This window comes from Pseudomonas sp. URIL14HWK12:I12 (genome assembly GCF_003097135.1).
Classification (GTDB): Bacteria; Pseudomonadota; Gammaproteobacteria; order Pseudomonadales; family Pseudomonadaceae; genus Aquipseudomonas.
Genome location: NZ_QEQL01000001.1, coordinates 337383 through 360415 on the forward strand (window position 1 = coordinate 337383; position 23033 = coordinate 360415).

Here is a 23033-nt window from a genome sequence, read left to right on the forward strand (position 1 = left end):
CTGCTGCGCCCGCCCTTGACTTTCAAGGCCACGGCCGCAGTAGGCCCGCCATCAGAACGTCACCCCCGCCACCAGGGCGATATTGCTGTAGGGCTGGCACTCCCCCGTGCGCACCTGCACCCGGGCCTCCTTGCACAGCGCCTTGAGCGCCACGTGGCTCACCCGCGTGCGCTCACCGAGCACGCCTGCGCTGTGCAGCGCCTCAAGGGTGGCGAGGCCGGGCGGGGCCGCGATAAAAGTTTCTTCGGCAACCACATGGCTTTCGACCTGCATCTCTGCCAACACCACCTGCACGGTCGTGGCGAAATCCGGTACGCCAGGGGTCAGGGCCAGGTCGATGCAGGGTGTGCCGGGCGGTACCGGCATACCGGCGTCACCGATCACCAGCACGTCACCGTGGCCAAGGCGGGCGATAGCGGCGGACAGCGCCGCGTTCAACAGCGGGGTCTTTTTCATTCGGGCAGCTCGTGGCGGTAGGGAATCGAAGGTTGCGCGCCTGCGCGGGTGACTGCCAGGCCTGCGGCCCGTTGGCCGAGGCCGATCGCCTGCGCCAACGGGCGGCCTTCGGCCAGGCCGACGGCGAAGCCGCCGAGGAAGGTGTCGCCGGCGGCGGTAGTATCGACGGCGCGAGTGGGCTTGGCAGGGTAATGCTCATAGCCTTCGGGCCCGGCATAGAGCACCCCTTGTTCGCCCAGGGTGATCAGCACGCGCGCCACGCCCAGGCCGCGCAGGTGCTCTGCAGCGTGCCGGGCGCTGGCCGGGCAGTGCACGGGCAAGCCGGTGAGCAGGCTGGCTTCGGATTCGTTAGGCACCAGGTAATCGACCAGCCCGTACCAGTGGCTGGGCAGCGGGCCGGTGGCCGGGGCAGGGTTGAGGATCAGCGCAGCGCCTTGGTCGCGGGTGCGCTGCAGCGTTGCCTCCACCGTGGCCATAGGCACCTCGAGCTGGGTGATGACCACCTTGGCCTCGGCCAGCAGGGCGGCGTGCTCGGCCAACTGTGCCGGGCGCAGTTCGGCATTGCTGCCGGCGACGATCACGATGGTGTTGCGGCCTTGGTCGTCCACCAGGATGGAGGCGATACCGGTCGGCACGCCTTCGGCGGTGGCCACTGCCGTGCAATCGATGCCCTCGGCCAGCAGGCCGCTGCGCAGTGCATCGCCATAGGCGTCGCTGCCCAGGCACCCGACCATCGCCACCTGCGCGCCGAGCCGCGCGGCGGCCACCGCCTGGTTGGCCCCCTTGCCGCCGGCGGCCGTGGTGAAACCGTGGCCGGCGAGGGTTTCACCGGCGGCTGGCAAGCGCGGGGTCTGCACCACCAGGTCCATGTTCAAGCTGCCCACTACCACAACGCTTGCGCCCATCATTGCTCACCTTCAACAACATGCCTTGCGGCTGTATGGGGCTCAGCACCGTTGGAAAACGCTGGCCCGCTGGTTTCCCGCTGTACCACCTGGGGTGGCAGCGACTGGTGCCCGACACTGAGCTCGGGGTTACGAATACGCGCCAATAGCCGCGCAGCGGCGCGCTCGCCCAGTTGGCCGATCGCCTGGCCGACCGTTGTGAGTGCCGGGTAGAGGTAACGGCTGACCTCGATGTCGTCGAACCCCACCACCGACAATTGCGCCGGCACACGCAGCCCTTGCTCGGCCGCCGCGCGCAGCACGCCGATGGCCAACATGTCGTTACCGGCGAAAATCGCCGAGGGCGGCTGCGGGGCCGCCAGCAGGCTGTGCGCGGCGGCATGCCCTGCGGGCGCGGTGAAGGCGCAGGCCACCACCGGCAGCGCCGGCACCTGCGCCTCGACCAGTGCGCGCTGGTAGCCTGCGGCGCGCAAGCGGGCCGCCTCGGTGGTAGCCGGCCCGGCGATGCAGGCAATCCGTTGGTGGCCGAGTGCCAATAGGTGCCGGGTAGCCAGATAGCCGCCTTGTTCGTGGTCGACCTGCACACGGTCGGCCAGCACCCCTTCCAGAGGGCGGTCGACCAGCACCAGGGGCACCTTGAGCGGCGCCAGTGCCTGGGCAAGGCGCGGGTCGCTGTCCACCGTGGCCACGATCAACCCGTCGATGCGCCGTTCCAGCAGCACGCGCAGGTAGCGCAGCTGCTTGTCGATGTCGTCATCGGAGTTGCAGAGGATCAGGCTGTAGCCGTTTTGCTCGGCGTGATCTTCCACCCCGCGGGCCAGCTCGGCGAAGTAGGGGTTGCTGACGTTGGGCAAGAGCATGCCCAGGGTGCCGGTGGCCTGCGCCCGCAACGAACGCGCCACGCCGCTGGGCACGTAGCCCAGCTCGGCGATGGCGGCTTCGACCTTGCTGCGCACTGCATCGCTGACCGGCCGCGTGCCGTTCACCACGTGTGACACCGTGGTGTAGGAGATGCCTGCGCGCGCGGCGACGTCCTTGATGGTGGCCACTGTGCTTACCCTTTGCGCTTGGCGCGGTAGCTGCGGTAGGTGTCGAGCACCACGGCTACCACGATCACCGCCCCGGTGATGATGCGCTTGGTCGGCTCCGAGGCGCCGACCTGGGCGAGCCCGGCTGCCAGCACCGAAATGATCAGCACGCCGAAGAACGTGCTGATGACCGAACCGCGCCCACCCATCAGGCTGGTGCCACCGATCACCACCGCGGCGATCACCTGCAGCTCCATGCCGGCGCCGGCATTCGGGTCGGCGGCTTCGAGCCGAGAGATCTGGAACAGTGCCGCCAGGCCCGCCAGCGCGCCCATCAACGCGAACACCATCACCTTGTAGGGTTTGGGGTTGATCCCGGCCAGGCGCACCGCTTCTTCGTTGGTGCCGATCGCCACCAGGTAGCGCCCGAATACGGTACGGGTCAGCAGCAGGTGCGCGAGCACGATCACCGCCAGGGCGATGACGAACGAAGGCGAGACACCGGCCGCCCAAGGCGTGGACAGCCAAGCGTAGGCGTCACCAATGTAAGCGGTACGCGAATCGGTAAGCTGGTAGGCCAGGCCTCGGGCCATTTCCAGCACGCCCAGCGACACGATGAACGAAGGGATGCCCCAGGCAACCGTGATTGTGCCGGTGACCGTACCGGCCAGAGCGGCGCACGCCATGCCCAGCAACGCGGCGGGCACAATGCCCCAGCCCAGCCCCAGGGTCGCCACGCTCACCACGGCGGCAGCCAGCGCGAGCACCGAGCCTACCGACAGGTCGATGCCGCCGATGATCAACACGAGCGTCATGCCGACAGCCAGCACCATCAGGTCAGGGATCTGGTTGGCCAGCGTGGTAAAGGTGGCATAGGACAGGAAGTGGCTGCTCAGCGAGGCGAACAGCACCACCATCGCAAGCAAGGCGCCGGCCAGGCCCACATAGGTGCCCAGGCCTTGGCGGGTGCCACTGCGGGTGGCGGGTGAAACGATCGGGGTACTCATTGGGGCAGTTCCTGTAGGGGCGGGGTGGCCTCGCCGAGCAAGGCTTCACGGGCGCGGTAGCCGGCAAAGGCGGCAGCCAGTAGGCTGTCCTGGCTCCAGCTGTCGCGGCTGAAGGTATCGACCAGCCGGCCGGCCGACATCACGCCGATGCGATCGCAGATCAGCATCAGCTCGCGCAGGTCACTGGACACCACTACCAAGGCCTTGCCTTGGCGCGCCAGTTCGCCGAGCAAGGCGTAGATTTCGAATTTGGCACCGACGTCGATGCCGCGCGTGGGTTCGTCGAACAGCAGCACGGTGCAGTCGCGTTCCAGCCAGCGACCGATCACCACCTTTTGCTGGTTACCGCCAGACAGCTCGTCTACCCGCTGCTGCGGCCCTTGGCAACGGATGCGCATGGCGGCGATCTGGCGCTGCGCCAGGCCGTCTTCGGCGGCTGCGTGCATCACGCCGTGGCGCGACACCCGGGGCATGTTGCCCAAGGCCAGGTTGGCGCCGATCGACTGGCTCAGCAGTAGCCCTTCGCCCTTGCGGTCTTCAGTGATCAGCGCAATACCCTGGCGAACCGCCTCTGCCGGGGAACCGATCACCACCGGCACGGCGGGGTCGCCCAGCAGCACCTGGCCGCTGTCGGCGCGGTCGGCCCCGTAGATCAGGCGCAGCAACTCAGTGCGACCGGCACCGATCAGCCCGGAAATGCCGAATATCTCGCCGGCGCGGACGCTGAACGACACGTCGTCGACCTTGCCGCGCCGGCTGAGGTTGCGCACCTGCAGCCGTGGTGCGCCCAGCGGGCGGGCCCCCAGGTCGATGGCGTCACCGACTTCGCGGCCCACCATCAGGGTGACCAGTTCGTCACTGCTGTAGCGGCCGATGGGCTCTATCGCTACCAGGCAGCCGTCGCGCAGCACCGCCACGCGCTGGGCGACCCGCGCCAGCTCTTCGAGGCGGTGGGAGATGTACACGATGGCCACGCCCCGCGCGCGCAGGCGCTCGATCTGCTCGAACAGCAGCTCCACTTCCCGGTGGGTGAGCATGGCGGTGGGTTCGTCGAGCACCAGCACGCGGCAGTCGCCGATCAGGTTACGGGCGATTTCAACCATCTGCTGATGGCCAACGCCCAGGGCCGCCACGGGGGTGTCCGGGTCTACGGCCTCCAGCCCGACCTGCGCCATGGCCTGGCGAGCCAGGTTGCGCAGCCGGCCCCGGGAGATCCAGCCGGCGCGGTGGGGCAGGCGGTCGAGGAAGAGGTTTTCCGCCACGCTCAGGGTGGGCAGTAGGTTGAGCTCCTGCAGCACCATGCGCACCCCCAGCTGCTCGGCCCTGCGCCGGTTGGCAGGGGCATAGGGCTCGCCCAGCAGCTCAAGGCTGCCGGTGGTGGGTTGCTCCAGGCCGCAGAAAATCTTCGACAAGGTGCTTTTGCCTGCGCCGTTTTCGCCGGTCAGGGCCAGCACCTCGCCGGGGTGCAGCTCAAGGTCCACACCGCCCAGCACGGGCTGGGCGTAGGTTTTGCCGATCCCGCGGGCGGTCAGTACCGCGCCGCTCATGGCTGGGTCACGAGTTCAACGGGGGTTTCGATCACGCCGTCTTTGGCATCGACCGGCTCACCCTTGATCAGCTTGAGGGCCGCTTCGATACCGAACACCGCTTGTTTGGCGGCGTATTGGTCTGCCGTGGCCAGCACGCGGCCGTCCTTTAGCATCGGTTTGATGGCATTGATGTTGTCGTAGCCCACCACCTTGACCTGGCCTTGCTTGCCTGCAGCGCGCACTGCCGACACCGCACCCAGCGCCATGCTGTCGTTGCCCGCCAGCAGGGCTTTGAGGTCGGGGTATTCGTTGAGCATGGCCGCTGCCACGGCATTGCCTTTGTCGATTTCCCAGTTGCCCGACTGCACCCCGACGATCTTCATCCCGGCCTGATCCATCGCCGCCTTGAAACCAGCAGTACGTTGCTGGGCGTTGGTGGTGGTCGATACCCCTTCGATGATGCCGACCTGGTCGCCGGCTTTGAGCGACGTCTTGGCCAGGTAGTCACCCACCAGCTGGGCGCCTTTACGGTTGTCCGGGCCTACGAAGGGGATGTCCAGGCCTTTGCTGCGCACCACCGCAGGGTCGAGCCGGTTATCGATGTTCACGACCTTGATGCCCGCGTCGGCAGCCTTTTTAAGTACCGGCACCAGTGCTTTGGAATCGGCCGGTGCGATCACCAGCGCGTTCACCTGTTCGACGATCATCTGCTCGACGATACGGATCTGCGCCGAGGTGTCGGTTTCATCCTTGATGCCGTTGGCGATCAGGCTGAAATCGCCTGGGTGCGCCGCCTGGTAATCCTTGGCGCCGTTTTCCATGGTGCGGAAAAATTCATTGGCCAGCGATTTCATGACCAAGGCGACCTTGGGTTTTTCGGGCTCGGCGGCGTGGCTGGCGGAAAGCGGGAGCAGGGCGCTGGCTGCGCTGAAGGCAAGCGCGGTGAACAGACGGGCAGGGCGTGAACCGTACATGATGATGACTCCGGTATTGTCGTTATTTGGAGCCCGCAAACGTTTGCGAGTTGAGAAACTATGGGTCAAGGGCAGGGGGTTGTCAATTCGGGCGGGAGAGCGCGGCGCGGCTGCAGTGACCAGTAGGCGGGGGGTGAAGAATCGAGCCCCGGTGGCGCAGCACCCGGGGCTCATAGGGCGGATTTCAGCTCAGGGCATCTGCGGCGGCAAGTAGTCCAGGGTCATCGAGAAGAACCAGAGCATGAACAACACCAACGGCAGGTGAACGATCAGCTGTGTGAAGGTGAACCCCACGACGTCCCGCGCCTTGATCCCCAGAACACCCAGCAGCGGGAGCATCCAGAACGGGTTGATCAGGTTAGGCAGCGCCTCGGCGGCGTTATAGACCTGCACCGTCCAGCCCAGATGCACCTGGAGCTGGTTGGCGGCCTGCATCACATAGGGGGCTTCGATAATCCACTTGCCGCCACCGGACGGGATGATGAACCCGAGGAACGCCGAATACAGGCCCATCACCACCGCGAAATTTTCCTTGCTCGCGATCGAGACGAACGCTTCGGCGATGTGGTGGGAGAGGGTAGCGCCGTCACTGCCTGCTGCCTTGGTCATGATGAACGCTATCGCGCCGTACAGCGGGAACTGGATCAGCACGCCGGCGATCGAGGGCACCGAGCGTGCTACCGCGCGCAAAAAGCGCTTGGGCCGCCAGCTCAACAGCATGCCCACGAGCAGGAACAGCAAGTTGTAGGTGTTGAGATTGGAGATCGCATAGATCGGGTCTTTGCTGGTGAACTCGCCCACTGCCCAGGCCGCACCGATCGCCACCGTCACCAGGGTCAGCAACGGGCTGTATTCCAGCCATTCGCCGGGGCGCTTCCTGGGTTCCAGGTCATCGCACGCCTCTGATAAATCGATGCCCATGTCCTGGGCCGTTTTTGCGCGCTCCGGCGAGGGCGTGGAAGCCCAGGCAACCAGCAGCGACACAACGGTTATGACCAAGGCCATGGCGAGCGACTGCCACAGAAAAATGGTCTGGGAGAAGGGGATCACGCCGGTGATGTCGAGAAGGGATTTGGGCAGGCTCGCGGGGTTTGCCTGGATTTGCGCCGCTGCCGAGCTCAGGCCCAAGGCCCAGGTTGCACCCAGCCCCAGGTAAGCGGCGGCACTGGCCGCGCGATAGTCCATGCGTAACGACTCCCGGCGCGCGATCGCCCTGACCAGCAGGCTGCTGAAGATCATGCTGATAGCCCAGTTGAACATTGAGCACGACATGCTCACGAACGCCACGAAAGTCACCGCCCCCCGCGCGGTAGTGGGCCATGCAGCCAGCCGGGTAATCAGCCGGGATGCAGGCGGTGAGACGGCCACCACGTACCCGGAGATAGCGACGACGGCCATTTGCATGGTGAACGGGATCAAGCTCCAGTAACCGTCGCCGAACGCACTGGCGACAGCGCGTACGGAGGCACCGCACGCCAGTGCACCCAGCGCGACGATGATCACCGCGAGCGTGGCGAATACATAGGAGTCAGGAAACCAACGTTCCGACCAATTGGAAACGCTGACTGCAATTCGTTCGAACACCCCGGAACGCTGAGCGGGGACGCTGTTTTGAAGCACGTTGCCTTGCATGGCTGTCTTCCTCTTCTGATGGGCTGGACAGGCAGGAAAAATGAAACCTTGTGTTTTTCTTATGGGTGCTTCGAGTAAACGAGCTGGGCAGCGGCCAAGTCTTCGAGGGCTGTACCTACCGCTTTGAACACGGTGATGCCCTGCGCATCGGTACGGCCGGGGTGCTTGCCCTGGCACAGCGCCGCCAGGTCAGCTCTGACCTGATCTTGCCCAAACACCCCTGCGGCTATCGGGTCGAGCAGATCGCCAGCCTTCATCAGTGCTTCAGGGGTGTCGACGAACACCTGCGTGCCCTTGAAGCAATCGTCGTCAGCTTCTCTCATCTGCGGGGTGAAGCCCCCGATCAGGTCCAGATGGGTGCCTTCGCGCAGCCAGGCGCGCTTGATCAGCGGCGCAGTCGATAAGGTCGCGCAGCTCACGATGTCCGCCTGGCCGCAGGCAGCTTCCAGGCTATCGACGACATGGGCGTCGAACCCCTCGCGGGCCAGCCGCGCGCTCAAGGCATGGGCGCTTTGCAGGTTGATGTCCCAAACCATTACCCGGCCTAGCGAGCGCACGGTGGCGTAGGCCTCTGCCAACAAGCTGCCCACTCGGCCGGCACCGACCACCAGCAGGTTGCGGGCGTCGGGCCGGGCGAGCATGGCCCCGGCCAATGCTGAGGCCGCCGCTGTACGCCGGGAGGTGATCTCGTTACCGTCGATCAATGCCAACGGCGCGCCGTTGGTCGCGTCGTAGAGCATGTAGGTGGAGTGCAGCCCGGGCTGCTGGCGCTGGGCATTGCCGGGATAAACCGATACCGTCTTGATCCCGAAGAATTCAGCGTTCCAAGCCGGCATCAACAGCAGGTTGGCACTTTCGCCTACCGCTGAAGACAAGTCGTGAATATGCCGGAAGGGCACCTGAGCCGGCCTTACGAATGCCTCATGCAAGGCCTCGATAAGGGGCCCGAACGCCAAGGCGGAGCGGGTGTGTTGAGCATCGAAAATCTGCATCGGCATTCTCCATCAAGCATCCAGCGTGAGCACGCTGGTAGGGACCGCCTGGCAAGCCAGGCAGGTGTCATGGGTATCCGGCGCCTGGCCATGCAGGTGAACCACCGAACCATTCCTGATACGCACTGCACAGCTCTCGCATTGCCCGACCCTGCAACCGCTGGGCAGGCTCACCCCCAGCCGTTCGGCAAAGCCAAGCAGCGGGCCGTCCGAGGAAGTCCAGGTCTGGGAGATGCCCGAACGTGCGAATGTCACCTCATAGGCCTGGCCCGGGGCGATCGCGGCAACTGGCGGCGAGCGGAAGGCTTCGAACTGAATGTCGAGCCGGGGGACGCCGGCCGCGATGAGGTCGGCCGTGATGGCTTTCATCATGGCCATCGCGCCACAGAGGTAGATCAACGGGCGGCGCTTGAGCAGCGCGGCGGGGATCAGCGATGCATCGATCCGGCCTTTCTGGTCGTAGGCCTGGCCCTGCACATCCGTTGGCCGTGGCTGGCTGTACAGGTTGACGATCCGCAGCTCAGGCAGCTGGCGCTGCAGCGCTGCCAGGCGCCCCCTGAATGCGTGGCTGGCGCCGTCACGATTGCCGTAAAGCAGCAGCATCGGCGGATGTGGCTCCTCCCGCGCAAGGGATTCGAGCAGGTTCAGAAACGGCGTAATGCCGATCCCCGATGCAATCAGCACCAGCGGGCGCGTGCCGTGAGTCGGCAAGATGAAATTGCCGCCCGGCATGCTCGCCTCGATTCGGTCGCCGACCTTCAGCACACGATGGACGTGCCCGGACATGAGCCCCTCGACGGCCCCACCTGATTCATCGATGCCCTTGGCATGGCGGATGGCGACACTGTAGCCCCGGCGTGCAGGCACTTTCGCAGGCCCGATCAGGGAGTAAGCACGCCGCAGTACGCCTTGCGCGGTCGGCACCTGGAGGGAAATATGCTGGCCCGGGAAAAAATCCGGCACATACCCCGGCTCAGCCGCCTCGATGTGCACTGTCATCACATCCTCCACCTCACGCTGCAGCGCCGTGACGGTAAAGGTTCGCACGCCCGCCCAGCGGCGCAACGCCTGATCCACCCCGGGATCGCGCACCACCTGGCAGCTATGAGCGCGCAGAGGAGAAGACCCGCTGACTGGGTCTTGTCGCACCCCATCGAACAGCGCATTGAGGTTGCTCCCGCCACTGGCGATGGGTAATTCGGCCTGCCCCATGGGCTCGCAGCGCTGCCACCAGCCGTATTCGCCAACGACCACTGCCGGGTGCAGATGGGGCGCGATGCGGGCAATGAAGCGGGCTTGTGCGGTCGGGGTGCTCAGCAGCACGGGGTCGCCGTCATCGATGCCACGCGCCTGGGCGAGATGCGCCGATATCTCCAGCACTGGCTGCAGTGCTTTCTTGCGCAGCGACCCCAGGCTGCGATGCTGGCTATGGCAAAAGTAACCGTTTTTGGCTGAGCTCAGGATCAATGGATAACGTGGGTCCATCGCCACCTCGTCACTGCCCGCCGGGGCCTGGGGCACAGGCGGGTAGCCATGGGCGAGCAGTCGCTCGCTGTACAGCTCGACCAGCCCGGTGGGGGTCTTGAAGCCCTGAGTGCGGGGTTTCGACGAGAACCCCTGCTCCTGATTCTGGGTGGGCACGGCGATGCCCTCGGGCCTGGCGCGCAGCTGCCCGACCGTGAGGCCGCTCGGCGCCAGAAGATGATTCCAGCCCGCCTCAACCGAGCCGCCGAAGAACTGATCGCTCATGCCCAAGCGCTGGGCGAGGTCGATCACCAGGTCGTAGTCGGAACGAGACTCGCCCTGGCTGGGCACCATCTGCTGGCGCAATTGCACCCACTGCTCGGCGCGTTCGCTGATCTCAAAGCCAACGCGCAGGCCCTCGCGCTCCCAAGGCGTATTCACCGGAAGAAAGATGTCGGCATACCGCGCACTAGGAGACTCGAACAGATCACAGTGCACATAGAAATCCAGTTGCTGGAGCGCCGCCCGGCCAAGGTGCGTTTCCGGTTGCGACACCAGCAGGTTGGTGCCGAACGCCATGAGGGTACGGACAGCGTAAGGCTTATGCTCGACGATTGCGGTGTACAGATCGCGCGCGGTGACCCAGCCTTGGCTGGGCGGCCCAAGGGGGCGGTCGGCGATGCCCAAGGCCTTGGCCAGTTGCTCGGGGGCCAGCAGATCGAATGTGCTGATCGGATGAGTAGGAACCTTACCGTATTGCCGGTTGCCCCCGCGTTTGTCGAAGCTGCCTGTCAAGGCATAGAGGCAGGCCAGCGCACGATCGATTTGCGTGGCGTTGGCCTGTTGCCCCACCCCCGACCAAGCATGAAAGGCAACACGCTTCGCGGCGCCGAGCAACGCCGCCGCTTTGCGAAGCGCCGGCTCACTGACCCCCGCCAGCCGTTCGACTTTCCCTGGGCAATACTCGCTACACGCCTTTGCATAAAGCGAAAACGCCGGCTCGCAGCGCAGCCGTATCCCGTCGACCGTCGTGACCGCCTGCGCGGTATACAGCTCGGCGGCGGCCAAGTCTTCAGCGGTGGCACTGGCCGACGGAACCGGTTTCCCGCCCACCCACAGCAAGGGTTCGTCGCCGGGCAGGCCCAGGTCTTTGCTGCGCAGGAAACGCCCATTGTCACTGCGAACGAGCAATGGGGCATTGCTGTGCTGACGTACGAACGCCTCATCGAAGCTTGCGTTCTCGATCAGCAGGTTGGCCAGCCCCATCGCCAACGCCAGGTCCTGGCCGGGCTTGACCTGTAGCCAGCTGGCCGCCTGGCCAGCCAGCGCCGTTTGCCGTGGGTCGGCCACGATCAGCCTGGCACCGCCGGCAATACCCGCCCCGATGGCCTCCGCCTGAGCGAGCCAGGTGTTGGTCGGGTTATGCCCCCACAGCAGGATCACATCAGCATTTCGGTAATCCGCAGCGGCCATGCCGCACCCGAAGGTGAAGGCATGGGCGTGGTCTTTGTGCCAGTTGCAGATCTCGGTGGCGTAGCAGGTGTTGGGGCTGCCAAACAAGCGAATGAAGCGCTCGATCCAGTCGATGCTGTCAGAGAGAGGAGTGCCGCTGGGGGTTGTGACGGCGAAACCTACAGACTCCGCACCGCTCTGCGCCTTGGCCGCCCCTAGCCGCTGGGCGACTTCATCGAGCGCCTCCTCCCAGCTGATCACCTGCCAACCCGGATCCGGATGAGATTTTGGCTGCGTGCGGCGCATCGGCTGCAGGATACGATCAGCGCTGTACACCAGCTCCGGAGCCGCCTTGCCCTTCAGGCACATGGCTTTGCCGGTAGGGTGTGAAGGGTCAGGCTGCACCGAGATCAGCCGGCCGTTTTCCACACGGTTCAGCGTGCCGCAGCGGGAGCGGCAGAGCGTGCAATAACCCGGTTTGTCCAACTCCGATGCATTCGCCATCTTTCAACGACCGGTAGTTCCAATGAGGATGGCCCGATGGTATTACTGGCGAACTCGCCATTGAAAATTCAATGATTCGCTGCCTAGGTATCGGATAAATCGATGCTCCCATCGACCCGCCAGCTTCAGCACTTCATCGCCATCGCCGAAACCGGGCAGGTCTCGAAAGCGGCATTGCTGTGCCATGTCACTCAGTCCTCGATGACAGCGTCGCTGAAAAACCTCGAGGAACAACTCGGCGCAAGCCTGTTCACCCGCCACCATGGCGGCGTGCGGCTGACGGAAGAAGGCGTGCGTTTCCTGCGGCATGCCCAGAAGGTCAATGCGGCATTGCGAGAAGCGGTTTTCTCGGTGTCGGAGCGGCCGTCGTATGCAACCGGGCCGCTGTCGATGGCCGTCACGGAAACCATTTCCGCGTATGTGCTGGCACCGTTGATGGTGAGCTTGAAGCAGCGCTTTGACCACTTGGAATTGAACGTGGTCGAGCTCAGCCGCGAAAAGATCGTGCAGAAGCTGTTGGCCAATGAACTGGACCTGGCCATTGTGCTGGCTTCGAACCTGGCCCCCAGCGAGCTGCAGTGCCAAACCCTGGTGCGGTCGCCCAGGCACCTGTGGGGGCACCCGGACCACCCCCTGATGAGCATGGACCGGGTCACGCTGAGCCAGCTCGCCGATCACGCCTATGTGCTGCTGGATATGGACGACCACGTCACCACGGTTGAGAAGTATTGGGCCGAGGCGGGGCTTCGGCTCACACCTCATTACCGCACCACATCGATCGAAGCGGTCAGAAGCCTGGTCGCCAGTGGCTACGGCGTGGCCGTCCTGTCTGACCTGGTGTACAAACCCTGGTCACTGGATGGCCAGCGCATCATGCGCCGCCCCCTGGCCGATCCGGTGCCTTCGATGGATGTAGGCCTGGCATGGGCCAAGGCCAGGGCGCAGGCACCAGCATTCTTCGAGCTCAAATCATTTCTGGAAAAGTGGTTCAAATCATCGGGTGAACACCCGGGGTTCCGAGCCGGGCCGTGACGGCGTCGTTGGGCTTCGGCGCCTCGGCGACACCGCCCCTACGGCTCCATTGCCAGATGCGCAAGCAGGCTACGCACAGGGGTAGACAGCTCGGCCCAGCTGCGCACGCACACACAAAGGTCTCGTTTTGCCCAAGCATCGCTCAGAGCGCGCACGCGTAGCGCGTGGCGCCGCTTGTAGCGCTTGGCGATGGCTGCGGGAACGATGGCAACGCCCACGCCGTGCGCGACCATTTCGCATACCCCTTCGAAACCGCCCATCCGGATTCGGATGTCCAGTGGGTGGCCCGCCAGCAGGGCATGCTGGTCGATATGATCTTGAAGCGCGCTCCCCGGGCGAAGGCCTACGAAAGGCAGGCCGAGCACCTCTGCAAATGCCACTTGCCGACGTGCGGCGCCCATGGCCGCATCGCAGGCGATCAGCACCAAGTGATCCTGGGCGACCACCTGCAACTGGACACCTTGCGCCTGCACGGCACTGGATACGACCCCGGCCTCCACCAAGCCGGCCGCCACCGCTCGAACGATGTCGGTGCTCGTGCGTTCTTTTATCTCCACGCGCACCTGGGGGCGCTGGGCCAACCAGGGGGCCAGGCGTTTGGGCAGGAACTCCACAATCGCCGCTGTGTTGGCGTAGAGATGAACAGTGCCTCGCGCCCCCTTGGCGTAATCGCCCAGCTCAGTCTTCAGTGCCTCCTGCTGCCTGAGGATCAGGCGGGCGTGGTGCGCAAGGGCTTCGCCAGCTTGCGTGGTGGTCACCCCTCGGGCCCGACGCTCCAGCAGCACCACCCCTGTCGACGTTTCGATGTTTCGAAGGCGTTCGCTTGCCGAGGCCAGCGCGAGGTTGGCCCTCTGGGCGCCGGCAGTGATGCTTCCAGCGTCCACGATGCACAGAAACAGCTGGAGATCTGCTAAGTCCAGACGCATGGTTCACCTTGACCTGCCTTCGGATCAGCCGAAGGCTCGCGTGGGTTTTCCGGATTGTGCATCGGCCCTTGGCGCGATTCAATCGCACCTTCCAGGTTCAGCCAGGCCCGCCCCCATGCATGATCCGATTTTCTACACGCTCGTGCTCATTGGCACCTTCCTCGCTGCCGGGCTGGTCAAAGGTGTGACTGGGATGGGGCTGCCCACCGTGGCCATGGGGCTGCTTGGCACGGTCATGTCACCGGCCGCCGCCGCGGCAGTGCTGTTGGTGCCTTCGTTGGTGACCAACCTGTGGCAGCTGTTCAATGGGCCCTCTACAGTGCGCCTGGTGCGCAGGCTGTGGCCAATGATGCTCTGTATCGCCTTGGGAACAACCGGCGGGTCAGCGCTGTTGGTTGCGGCAAACCCTGCCTGGTCGGGGTTCGGTTTGGGCTCGGCCTTGATCGTTTATGCCGCCTACGCCTTGATGGGGCCCAGCTTGACGGTTTCGTGCCGTGCAGAGAAATGGCTGTCGCCGCTGGTGGGAGGGCTTACCGGAATCGTGACGGGGGCGACCGGGGTGTTCGTCATGCCCGCCGTGCCTTACCTGGGGGCGCTGAGCCTGAGCAGGGATGAGCTGGTTCAAGCGCTCGGGCTGTCGTTCACCGTGTCCACGGTGGCGCTGGCGCTTGGGTTGTTTGGCAACGATGCCTTCAGCATTGCGCAGGTTGGAGTGTCTAGCCTTGCCATAGTCCCGGCACTGGTCGGAATGTGGCTGGGGCAGCGGGTGAGGGCGCGCATCAGCCCGGCAGGCTTCAGGCTGTGTTTTCTGGCTCTGCTGCTGGTGGTCGGGGTCGAGCTGGTTTGCCGGCCGTTTACGTGACGCAGCTTCAAGCCCTGAAACAATGTGTGGCGGCCGCCCGTCACGTCTCTGAAAGGCCTGCCGAACACAGCCACCCCGGATGTACCTCGCCGCGATGCAAACCGGTGGGCGCCACCGTGCGTCGGTAGTCGCTGGGCGTCTGGTTCATTTCATGCCGGAAGTGCCGGTTGAAGTTGGAGACGTTCTCGTAGCCGACCTGGAAACAGATCTCGGTAACCGAGAGCCGAGTCTGCCCAAGGAGGCGGCAGGCGCGCTGGATGCGCAGCTTGCGCATCAGGTCAATGAACCCGTGGCCAGTGGTTCGTTTGAAAAAGCGCGAAAAACCGGCCTCGCTCATTCCAACCCGCTCGGCTATGACCGAGAGCCGCAGATCAGACGTGAGCTCATCGATCAAGTAAGCCAACGCCAGGTTGATGCGCTCAGAACTGCGGGCATCGAGTGACGGCGAATAGCACGGGCTGGCCAGTACGCGCAGGTCACGCTCAGGGGCTTGCGCCAGTGTGCTGAGCAACTCCAGAAACCGTATCAACCGCTGCAAACCTTGGGCCTGGCCAATGCTTTCCAAAAGCAGCGCGGCTTGCCTGGCTGTCGCGCCAATGAACTCGAGGCCCCGCTGCGCCTGGGCGAACAAGGAGCCCAAGGCCGACAGCTCAGGCAATATCTCCTGGACCCTGAGCAGCGCCGCGCCATCGAACTGCAAAACCACATCACGGCCAGCGATGCGCTCACCAGGTGCTAGGTCCCCCATCCAGTCGTGGGGCAGGCCGGGGCCTATGAGCGCGACATGCCCGGCAGTGAAAGGGCCGATGTAGTCTCCAGCCAATAGCTTGCCGCTGCCTTGCCGAATCAGATGGATTTCGTACTCCGGATGATGATTCCAACGAGCGAGCGGGTAGGGGTAGTCATGCTCATACCAACGAAAACTTTGATCAGGGCCCTGCAAGATGACCTCGAGATCAGCGGGCCGGTGCTCGAATACAGCAGCGCGATTGTCAGGCATCGATTGCCCCTTTTTTATGAGTTGTCGGGCGGCATTGCCCCCACGATACGTTCATTCCCCTGAGGATCGATAGCCCATTCACTGTGCCGGATCACTCCGCGAGCATCGCCCGCCGGGGGCGCCTGCGCCATCAAAAAAGTATCGACGCCGCGTTCGCCATTGATTTGAGCCTCCATTTTCAATGGTGATCTAATCGGCCCATGCATTGGCTGCGGTGCGAGTAGCCCCTGCGGGCGATGTTCGACAACAACAATAAGCACTCTGGCCCTACGGCTGGGGGGAGAACCTGATGAACCTCACCAACGCGGTGATTCTGTGCGCGGGCCTGTCATTCACCCTTGCTGGCCAGGCTGCGCAGACGATCACGATCGCAACGGTCAATAACGGCGACATGATCCGCATGCAGCGGCTGGCCAGCCTCTTCGAGCAGCAGCATCCCGACATCAAACTCGATTGGGTCGTACTTGAGGAAAACGTGCTGCGCCAACGGCTGACCACCGACATTGCTACCCAGGGCGGCCAGTTCGACGTATTGACCATTGGCACCTACGAAACGCCGCTGTGGGGCGCCAAACACTGGCTGGAGCCCATGACAGACCTTCCGCCAGCCTACGACGAAGACGATATCTTCCCCTCCGTGCGCCAGGGTCTCTCCGTCAACGGCACGCTCTACGCATTACCGTTCTACGGTGAAAGTACCGTGACCTACTACCGCAAAGACTTGTTCGAAGCCGCCGGCCTGGCGATGCCTGAAAAGCCCACCTGGACGCAGTTGGGCGCGTTCGCTGCCAAGCTCAACGACCCTTCCAGGGGACAGTACGGCATGTGCCTGCGCGGGAAGGCCGGCTGGGGCGAGAACATGGCTTTGCTGAGCACCCTGGCGAACGCCTTCGGTGCGCGCTGGTTCGATGAGAAATGGCACCCTGAGCTTGATAGTGCCCAGTGGAAGGCCGCCGCCACCTTCTACGTGAACACGCTGAAGAACTACGGCCCCCCGGGCGTTTCCAGCAATGGTTTCAATGAAACCCTGGCGCTGTTCAACAGCGGAAAATGCGCGATCTGGGTCGATGCCAGCGTGGCGGGCTCTTTCACCACCGACCCGGCCCAAAGCCAGGTTGCCGACAGTGTGGGCTTCGCAGCTGCGCCAACCCAGGTCACGGACAAAGGCTCGTCGTGGCTGTACGCATGGTCACTGGCGATTCCTGCCACCTCCCGGCACAAGGAGGCCGCCAAAGCTTTCATTACCTGGGCGACCTCCAAGCAATACATCCAGCTGGTCAGCGACAAGGACGGCATCACCCATGTGCCACCTGGGACGCGTATTTCGACCTATAGCGATGCCTACGTGAAAGCCGCCCCGTTCGCCGAAGTCACCCTGCAAATGATGAAGCATGCCGATCCGTCCCAACCATCGGCCAAGCCGGTTCCCTACGTGGGTATCCAATACGTCGTGATACCGGAGTTCCAGTCGATCGGTACCTCTGTAGGCAAGTTGTTCTCAGCGGCGCTGACCGGCCAGATGTCGGTGGATCAGGCCCTGGCCAGCGCGCAAGCCACCACCGAACGTGAAATGAAGCGGGCGGGTTACCCCAAACCGTAGTTGGGCCACCCCACCGCTGCCTAACCAGAGGTAGATGCCATGAAACGTCTAGAAGGAAAAAGCGCGCTGATCACCGGCTCGGCGCGGGGTATAGGGCGCTCGTTCGCTCAAGCCTACATTCGGGAGGGCGCGACAGTCGCTGTGGCCGATATCGACCTCACACGCGCCCAGGCCACTGCTTCGCAGCTGGGGGAGCACGCTTATGCTGTGGAGATGGACGTCACCGACCAAGGCTCCATCGAGGCTGCGATTGCAACGGTGGTTGGCCGCGCTGGCAAGCTCGATATCCTGGTCAACAACGCCGCGTTGTTCGACCTTGCGCCGATTACGGAAATCACCCGGCAGAGCTATGACAGGCTGTTCTCCATCAACGTAGGTGGAACGCTGTTCACGCTTCAGGCCGCTGCCAAGCAAATGATTGCCCAGGGCCATGGCGGAAAGATCATCAATATGGCCAGCCAGGCTGGCCGCCGCGGTGAAGCCTTGGTTGCCGTCTACTGTGCGACCAAGGCGGCCGTGATCAGCCTGACTCAGTCGGCAGGGCTGAACCTTATCTCGCACAAAATCAACGTGAATGCGATCGCGCCCGGTGTCGTGGACGGGGAGCATTGGGACGGCGTCGATGCGCTGTTCGCAAAGCACGAAAACCTTCCATTGGGGGAGAAGAAACGGCTCGTAGGGCTCCAGGTGCCATTCGGGCGGATGGGAACAGCCGAGGATCTGGTGGGCATGGCGATTTTCCTGGCAGGCCCGGAAAGCGATTACGTCGTTGCGCAGACATACAACGTCGATGGCGGTAATTGGATGAGTTGAAAGAGGCTGGGGCAAAGAAGGCGGCCAACCCGGCGCCGGGCCGACGCCGGGCCGACGCCGCAGGCAAGCCTATGGCCAGGATATTCAGAAGGTAGCGGGTGTGTTCACCCACAAGATCCGAGCTTCTACATCGCCATTGTTGCGGTAGCCGTGGGGAACGCTGCTGGAGAAATGGAAGGAATCCCCGGGTTTGAGACTGTAGGTGGTATTGCCTATGGTCAGATCGATGTGGCCTTCGATCACGTAACCCATTTCTTCCCCTGCGTGCTCAATCAACTCGCTGACCATGCCTGGCGTCACGATGTAGATATCGCCCTGCAACAGGCCGCCTTTATGGGGGTGGGTAATGCGTTCCAGGTCGATATAGCCCTCTTTCTTGCCATGCGCGAAGCGGCTCACTTGCCGTTTGCCTGCCCGCAGCACCGGTTCATCCGAGGCCCATTGCTCCGAAGTCAGCTCCGACACATTGCTGCCTACCGCCCCGGCCAGCCGGTGAAGCATCGCCAGCGAGGGCGAAGCCGCTTCGTTTTCGAGTTTGGAGATCAGGCTCTCAGAGCACCCTGCAGCTTCGGCCACTTGTTTGAGCGTCAACCCTGCGACCTTGCGCGCATGGCGAAGTCGCAGGCCGAGATTGGGCAAGCCGTTGGTGTGCTGGGCTTTGACGTGCTTGGACATGCGGTTCCTGTGTGGCATGCAGTCGAGAGGCCCACCGCCGTAGCGGTGGATTTGAAGCGATACGCATCCTATGCAGCTGCGTCAGGATCGTCCAGTACGCCGGTGGCTTAATGAGTGACGCAGAACTGGACATCCACCGGGTTGAGATTGTTGATCGGCACGATGTCCTGCGGGCAGGCGGACATTACAACGACGCAATCCATCGCGGCTTGGATGTCCACATAGTCTCCGGGTGCCGATACGGGGGCAAGCCAGGCGATGCTGTTGTCGGCACGTACCGGGATGTTCATCCAGAGGTTGAAGGGTTGCGGCACTTCCCGCGCGCGCAAGCCGATGGCGTGCAAGGCCAGGCGCATGTTGTCCGCACAGCTGTCGTGATAGCCGCTCACGCCCAGGTTGGTGTAGCGGTGCAGATCACAGGCGGCTATCAGCGTGTCGTGAATGCCTGGAGAGGTGTCGGCCAACAAGGTCGCGATGGTCCGTCGGCGGTTGCTGAAGAGTTCGTCGCCAGGCTTGGGAATGATCCGGTCGATATGCGCGCGAGCATGCTCCATGGACAGGAATTCGCTCAGATCATCGCTATTGAACACCCAGGTATCGCACACCTGGCTGCCATGGGTGTTGATGATCCGAATGGTCTGCCCGGCTTTGAGCCTCACCGCGCGCCCGCTGCGTGCTGCAACGGTATAGGTTTGGCCAGGCACGGGGGTCCCATCGGCAGACACCGGCGTGCTCAGGGTGTCGTTGGTACCCAGCCAATCGCCGTTGTCAGCATGGCAGCAGGCCGGATAGTCGTGGGCGTCTGTGGTGTGTGACATGGTGCTTTCCTTACGTAGGTCAGGCTTGGTCGGCCAGTTGAACGAGGCTCCAGGCTAAGGCACGAGCGCCCGCCAGAAGGTGTTGGGGTTCGGTGTGTTCCAAGGGGTTGTGGCTGACGCCATCGCGGCTTGGTACGAACAGCATGGCGGTAGGGCAATGGCTGGCCAGGTACATGGCATCGTGGAAGGCACCCGAGCGGATCGACTGGCTGGCCATGCCGGTGGCGGCACAGGCTTGCTCGAGTACGTCGATCACGGCCGGGTCGAACGCCGTGGGCGCATGGCTGAACAGGGGTTCGAGCTCAGCCCCTTCCGGCAGGCATGTCACCAGCTCTGCATCGAACGCCTCCAGCACGGCAGCATCGGCATGGCGGAAATCGATACTGAAGCAGGCTTGGCCCGCGATGGTGTTGATCGAATTGGGCGTGACCTGCCACCGGCCAAACGTCAGGCGTCTGTCAGCGCCGGCCAGGCGCTGGGCGAGGGCGTCGATGCGCACCAGGCAGGCGGTGGCCGCCAACAGCGCATCACGACGCAAGGGCATAGGGGTGGTGCCGGCATGAGCCGGCGCTCCGTGGCAGCGCACCTGGTACCAGCGCACGCCCTGGATTCCGCTGACGACCCCAAGGGGGTTACCTGCTTGTTCCAGAACCGGGCCTTGCTCGATGTGCAGTTCGACGAAGGCATGAGCTTGGACAGTCGACCGCAGCGGGAGGTGGGCAAAGCGATGAGCGTGAGCATCGAGCGCCTGGCCGAAGCTCACCCCGTCGGCATCTTGGCACCGCCGATAACCAGCCAGCCGGGTAGGGTCAACGTAAGCACTGGAGCCCATCGCCCCGGGGCTGAAGCGGCTGCCTTCTTCGTTGGTCCAAACCACCAGTTCGATTGGCCGACGGGTACGCACCCCGGTTGCGGCCAAGGCTTGAAGGCATTCCAACCCGGCCATCACGCCATAGCAGCCGTCAAGGCGCCCGCCTGAAGGCTGGGTATCAATGTGGCTGCCGGTCATCACCGGCGCAAGCTCACTGTCGCCGTCGTAGCGAATGAACAGGTTGGCGCAGGGGTCGGTCCACACCCGGCAACCCAATTGGCGCGCCTGGCCGATCAGCCAGGCCCGGGCGTCGAAGTCATGCTCGGAAAGCGCTTGGCGGTTCATTGCACCGCCTTCCAGGCCGCCATAAGTCGCTAGCTGGGCAAGGCGTTGTAACAGCCGCGCCCCGGATACTGCGTCGATTACTCGCTGGGTATTCATTGGCGTGCCTCCGCTCGGGGCGTGAGGCTGCGGTTGAACCAGGGTTTGAGAAATTGCGCGAGGCGGCCCGTGCCCGGATTGTTGAACAGGCAACCCGGGGCGCCCGCTTCGACGATGCTTCCGGCTTCCATGAATATCACCTGGTTCGAGATCTGTGCGGCGAAACTCATTTCGTGGGTGACCATGACCATGGTCATGCCGTCCATAGCCAAGCCACGAATCACCTGCAATACCTCCTCGACCAGCTCAGGGTCCAGTGCCGAGGTTGGCTCATCGAGCAGCATCAGCCGTGGCTTGACGGCCAGTGCCCGGGCAATGCCGACTCGCTGCTGCTGGCCGCCAGACAGGCGTGACGGATAACTTTCGGCCTTGGCCGCAAGGCCTACACGGGCCAGGGCATCATCGGCCAAGCGACGTGCCTCGTATTTGCCCAAGCGCTTGCCCAGTACCAGCGGCGCCATGACGTTCTCGCGCACACTCATGTGTGGCCACAGGTTGAACTGCTGAAATACCATCGATACCGGCCTGCGCACTTCAGCGATCGCGGCATCGCTGTCTTGGTGAGCAGGGCCGCGCTCCGGTCCGCTGTAGCCCAGCAGCTGGCCATCGATCCAGATTTCGCCCTCGTCGTAGGCTTCCAAGAAGTTCATGCAGCGCAGGGCTGTGGTTTTGCCCGATCCCGAGGGCCCGATCAGCGAGACGATTTCGCCCGGTTGCACCTTCAGATTGAAATCACTTAGCACGCGGTGGCTACCGTAGGACTTGCCGACACCGCGCAGTTCCAGCAAAGCAAGGGTACTCATCAACTGAGCCTCGTGTGACGGCTCGCACGTTGCGCCAGCCCACGGGTCACTGCGCTCACCATGAGCGTGAGCAGCCAGTAGCCCAGTACCAGCAGGGCATAGGGAACGACATACGAGAAGGTAGTGGAAACGATCTGCCCGGTGATCATGGTCAGCTCAGGCACTGTGATGATGGAGGTGACCGCACTCTCTTTAATGGTCAGGATCACTTGGTTACCCAGTAATGGCAGTGTGAAGGTCAAGGCTTGGGGCGCCTGGATGTGCCAGAACGCCTGGCGACGTGACAACCCATGCACCCTGGCGGCTTCCAACTGGCCAGTGGGTACGCTCGCCCAACCGGCGCGCAACAACTCCGCGAAATAGGCCGCGCTGTACAGGCCCAATGACAAGACACTGGCAGAGACTGCGTCGAGGGTAAGGCCCAGCAACGGTAAGCCGAAATACACCAGCATCAGTTGCGCCAGGAAAGGGGTGCCACGAACCAACCACACGTACGCCCGGTAAGGCCAGCGCAACGCCGGCGATACCAGGCACAGCGCATTGAGAACGAAGCCCAGGCACAGGCCGGCCAGCGCCGCACTCAGGCTCACACCCAGGGTCATCAGCAACGCTTGGCCGAACTCGGGAAGGTAGCTCATCCAGGGCGTCATACTGCACGCTCCTGCCAATGGCGCTCGAGTACCTTGGCGAGGGCCACCAGCAAGGTGGTCAACACCAGATAGAACAGCGCCGAGAACAAGTACACCTCGAGCGGGCGGTAGGTCTGGGAAACCAGTTGCTGGCTCACCCGCATCAAGTCGGTGATGGAGATCACCGACACCACCGCCGACACCTTGATGACGTCGATCAATTCCGAGACCAGCGCAGGCAGGGTCAGGCGCAATACCTGGGGGAGTTGGACATACACAAGGGTGCGCCTTTTGCCCAGGCTGAACACTGCGGCGGCCTCCAGTTGGCCTGCCGGGATCGCAGCGAAACCACTGCGCAGAATCTGCGACTGGTAGGCTGCGGTATTCAACGCAAGCGCAAGGGTTGCCGCCCACAGGGGCGGCACATCCAGCCCCAGGCCAGACGGCAGGTAGTAGAGCAACAGTAGCTGTGCCAGCACCGGGGTGCCGCGAAAAAAGCTCACGTATACCCGAGCAAATGCTCTCGAGGCTCGGCTACGGCTGCTTCCCATCAAGTAAACCAATACCCCCCAAACGAAGCCCACTACCATGGCCATGATGCATAGCCCCAGGGTCGTGAGCGCGCCGTCGAGCAGGGCTGGCCAATACAAGGCCGCGCGTGCGCCGAAGTCAGTCATGGT

Annotated in this window: 21 protein-coding genes; 4 read left to right on the forward strand and 17 right to left on the reverse strand. The window is 63.7% G+C overall.

Going from position 1 to position 23033, the window contains the following annotated elements; genetic code table 11:
* Positions 1-51: 51 nt before the first annotated feature.
* The 9 genes from rbsD to F474_RS01555 all read right to left on the reverse strand — a co-directional run bounded on the left by rbsD (position 52) and on the right by F474_RS01555 (position 11943).
* A complete protein-coding gene (rbsD, locus tag F474_RS01515) occupies positions 52-456 on the reverse strand; it encodes a D-ribose pyranase (RefSeq protein ID WP_097086757.1) in 405 nt (134 codons plus the stop codon).
* Positions 453-1361: a ribokinase gene (gene rbsK, locus F474_RS01520; protein WP_097086759.1), complete on the reverse strand. Its 909-nt coding sequence runs from the start codon at positions 1359-1361 to the stop codon at positions 453-455. The genes rbsD and rbsK overlap by 4 nt, the downstream gene beginning before the upstream one ends.
* Positions 1361-2410 carry a LacI family DNA-binding transcriptional regulator gene (locus F474_RS01525; RefSeq protein ID WP_097086762.1) on the reverse strand — a complete coding sequence of 350 codons (1050 nt, stop codon included), beginning with the start codon at positions 2408-2410 and terminating at the stop codon, positions 1361-1363. The genes rbsK and F474_RS01525 overlap by 1 nt, the downstream gene beginning before the upstream one ends.
* 5 nt (positions 2411-2415) lie before the next feature.
* Positions 2416-3396, reverse strand: coding sequence for an ABC transporter permease (locus F474_RS01530; RefSeq protein ID WP_097086765.1), 981 nt, complete (start codon positions 3394-3396; stop codon positions 2416-2418).
* Complete coding sequence (locus F474_RS01535; protein ID WP_097086768.1) at positions 3393-4943, reverse strand: sugar ABC transporter ATP-binding protein; 1551 nt, start codon at positions 4941-4943, stop codon at positions 3393-3395. The genes F474_RS01530 and F474_RS01535 overlap by 4 nt, the downstream gene beginning before the upstream one ends.
* A complete protein-coding gene (locus tag F474_RS01540; RefSeq protein ID WP_097086770.1) occupies positions 4940-5899 on the reverse strand; it encodes a sugar ABC transporter substrate-binding protein in 960 nt (319 codons plus the stop codon). Before F474_RS01540 ends, F474_RS01535 begins: the two co-directional genes overlap by 4 nt.
* A gap of 189 nt (positions 5900-6088) precedes the next feature.
* A complete protein-coding gene (locus tag F474_RS01545; RefSeq protein ID WP_097086773.1) occupies positions 6089-7531 on the reverse strand; it encodes a short-chain fatty acid transporter in 1443 nt (480 codons plus the stop codon).
* A gap of 59 nt (positions 7532-7590) precedes the next feature.
* Positions 7591-8523 (reverse strand): ornithine cyclodeaminase family protein, encoded by a 933-nt coding sequence (locus tag F474_RS01550; protein ID WP_097086775.1) that lies wholly within the window; start codon positions 8521-8523, stop codon positions 7591-7593.
* A gap of 12 nt (positions 8524-8535) precedes the next feature.
* Positions 8536-11943: a molybdopterin-dependent oxidoreductase gene (locus tag F474_RS01555; protein ID WP_097086776.1), complete on the reverse strand. Its 3408-nt coding sequence runs from the start codon at positions 11941-11943 to the stop codon at positions 8536-8538.
* 102 nt (positions 11944-12045) lie between these two features.
* Here F474_RS01555 and F474_RS01560 point away from each other — a divergent pair, with 102 nt between their 5' ends.
* Positions 12046-12975, forward strand: a complete 930-nt coding sequence (locus tag F474_RS01560) for a LysR family transcriptional regulator (RefSeq protein ID WP_097086779.1) — start codon at positions 12046-12048, stop codon at positions 12973-12975.
* A gap of 38 nt (positions 12976-13013) precedes the next feature.
* Here the strand turns inward: F474_RS01560 and F474_RS01565 are convergent, their stop codons facing one another.
* On the reverse strand, positions 13014-13901 hold the full coding sequence (locus F474_RS01565; RefSeq protein ID WP_097086781.1) for a LysR substrate-binding domain-containing protein: 888 nt from the start codon (positions 13899-13901) through the stop codon (positions 13014-13016).
* A gap of 115 nt (positions 13902-14016) precedes the next feature.
* Between F474_RS01565 and F474_RS01570 the strand changes: the two genes are divergently transcribed.
* The gene (locus tag F474_RS01570; protein ID WP_097086784.1) at positions 14017-14763 is read left to right on the forward strand and encodes a sulfite exporter TauE/SafE family protein; all 747 of its coding nucleotides are present in this window, start codon (positions 14017-14019) and stop codon (positions 14761-14763) included.
* A gap of 40 nt (positions 14764-14803) precedes the next feature.
* Here the strand turns inward: F474_RS01570 and F474_RS01575 are convergent, their stop codons facing one another.
* Positions 14804-15763 carry an AraC family transcriptional regulator gene (locus F474_RS01575; protein ID WP_097086786.1) on the reverse strand — a complete coding sequence of 320 codons (960 nt, stop codon included), beginning with the start codon at positions 15761-15763 and terminating at the stop codon, positions 14804-14806.
* Between the two features lie 289 nt (positions 15764-16052).
* Here F474_RS01575 and F474_RS01580 point away from each other — a divergent pair, with 289 nt between their 5' ends.
* Positions 16053-17363: a sugar ABC transporter substrate-binding protein gene (locus tag F474_RS01580; RefSeq protein ID WP_097086789.1), complete on the forward strand. Its 1311-nt coding sequence runs from the start codon at positions 16053-16055 to the stop codon at positions 17361-17363.
* Between the two features lie 39 nt (positions 17364-17402).
* Entirely contained in the window at positions 17403-18176 is a 774-nt protein-coding gene (locus tag F474_RS01585; protein WP_097086791.1) for an L-iditol 2-dehydrogenase, read from the forward strand.
* Between the two features lie 84 nt (positions 18177-18260).
* Here the strand turns inward: F474_RS01585 and F474_RS01590 are convergent, their stop codons facing one another.
* The 6 genes from F474_RS01590 to F474_RS01615 all read right to left on the reverse strand — a co-directional run bounded on the left by F474_RS01590 (position 18261) and on the right by F474_RS01615 (position 23030).
* Complete coding sequence (locus tag F474_RS01590; RefSeq protein ID WP_097086794.1) at positions 18261-18851, reverse strand: cupin domain-containing protein; 591 nt, start codon at positions 18849-18851, stop codon at positions 18261-18263.
* 107 nt (positions 18852-18958) lie between these two features.
* A complete protein-coding gene (locus F474_RS01595; RefSeq protein WP_097086797.1) occupies positions 18959-19669 on the reverse strand; it encodes a DUF1989 domain-containing protein in 711 nt (236 codons plus the stop codon).
* 19 nt (positions 19670-19688) lie between these two features.
* On the reverse strand, positions 19689-20921 hold the full coding sequence (locus tag F474_RS01600; protein ID WP_097086799.1) for a M20 family metallo-hydrolase: 1233 nt from the start codon (positions 20919-20921) through the stop codon (positions 19689-19691).
* The gene (locus tag F474_RS01605) at positions 20918-21724 is read right to left on the reverse strand and encodes an amino acid ABC transporter ATP-binding protein (RefSeq protein ID WP_097086801.1); all 807 of its coding nucleotides are present in this window, start codon (positions 21722-21724) and stop codon (positions 20918-20920) included. The genes F474_RS01600 and F474_RS01605 overlap by 4 nt, the downstream gene beginning before the upstream one ends.
* The gene (locus tag F474_RS01610) at positions 21724-22374 is read right to left on the reverse strand and encodes an amino acid ABC transporter permease (RefSeq protein ID WP_097086803.1); all 651 of its coding nucleotides are present in this window, start codon (positions 22372-22374) and stop codon (positions 21724-21726) included. The genes F474_RS01605 and F474_RS01610 overlap by 1 nt, the downstream gene beginning before the upstream one ends.
* Positions 22371-23030, reverse strand: a complete 660-nt coding sequence (locus F474_RS01615; RefSeq protein WP_097086805.1) for an amino acid ABC transporter permease — start codon at positions 23028-23030, stop codon at positions 22371-22373. Before F474_RS01615 ends, F474_RS01610 begins: the two co-directional genes overlap by 4 nt.
* Positions 23031-23033: the final 3 nt, after the last annotated feature.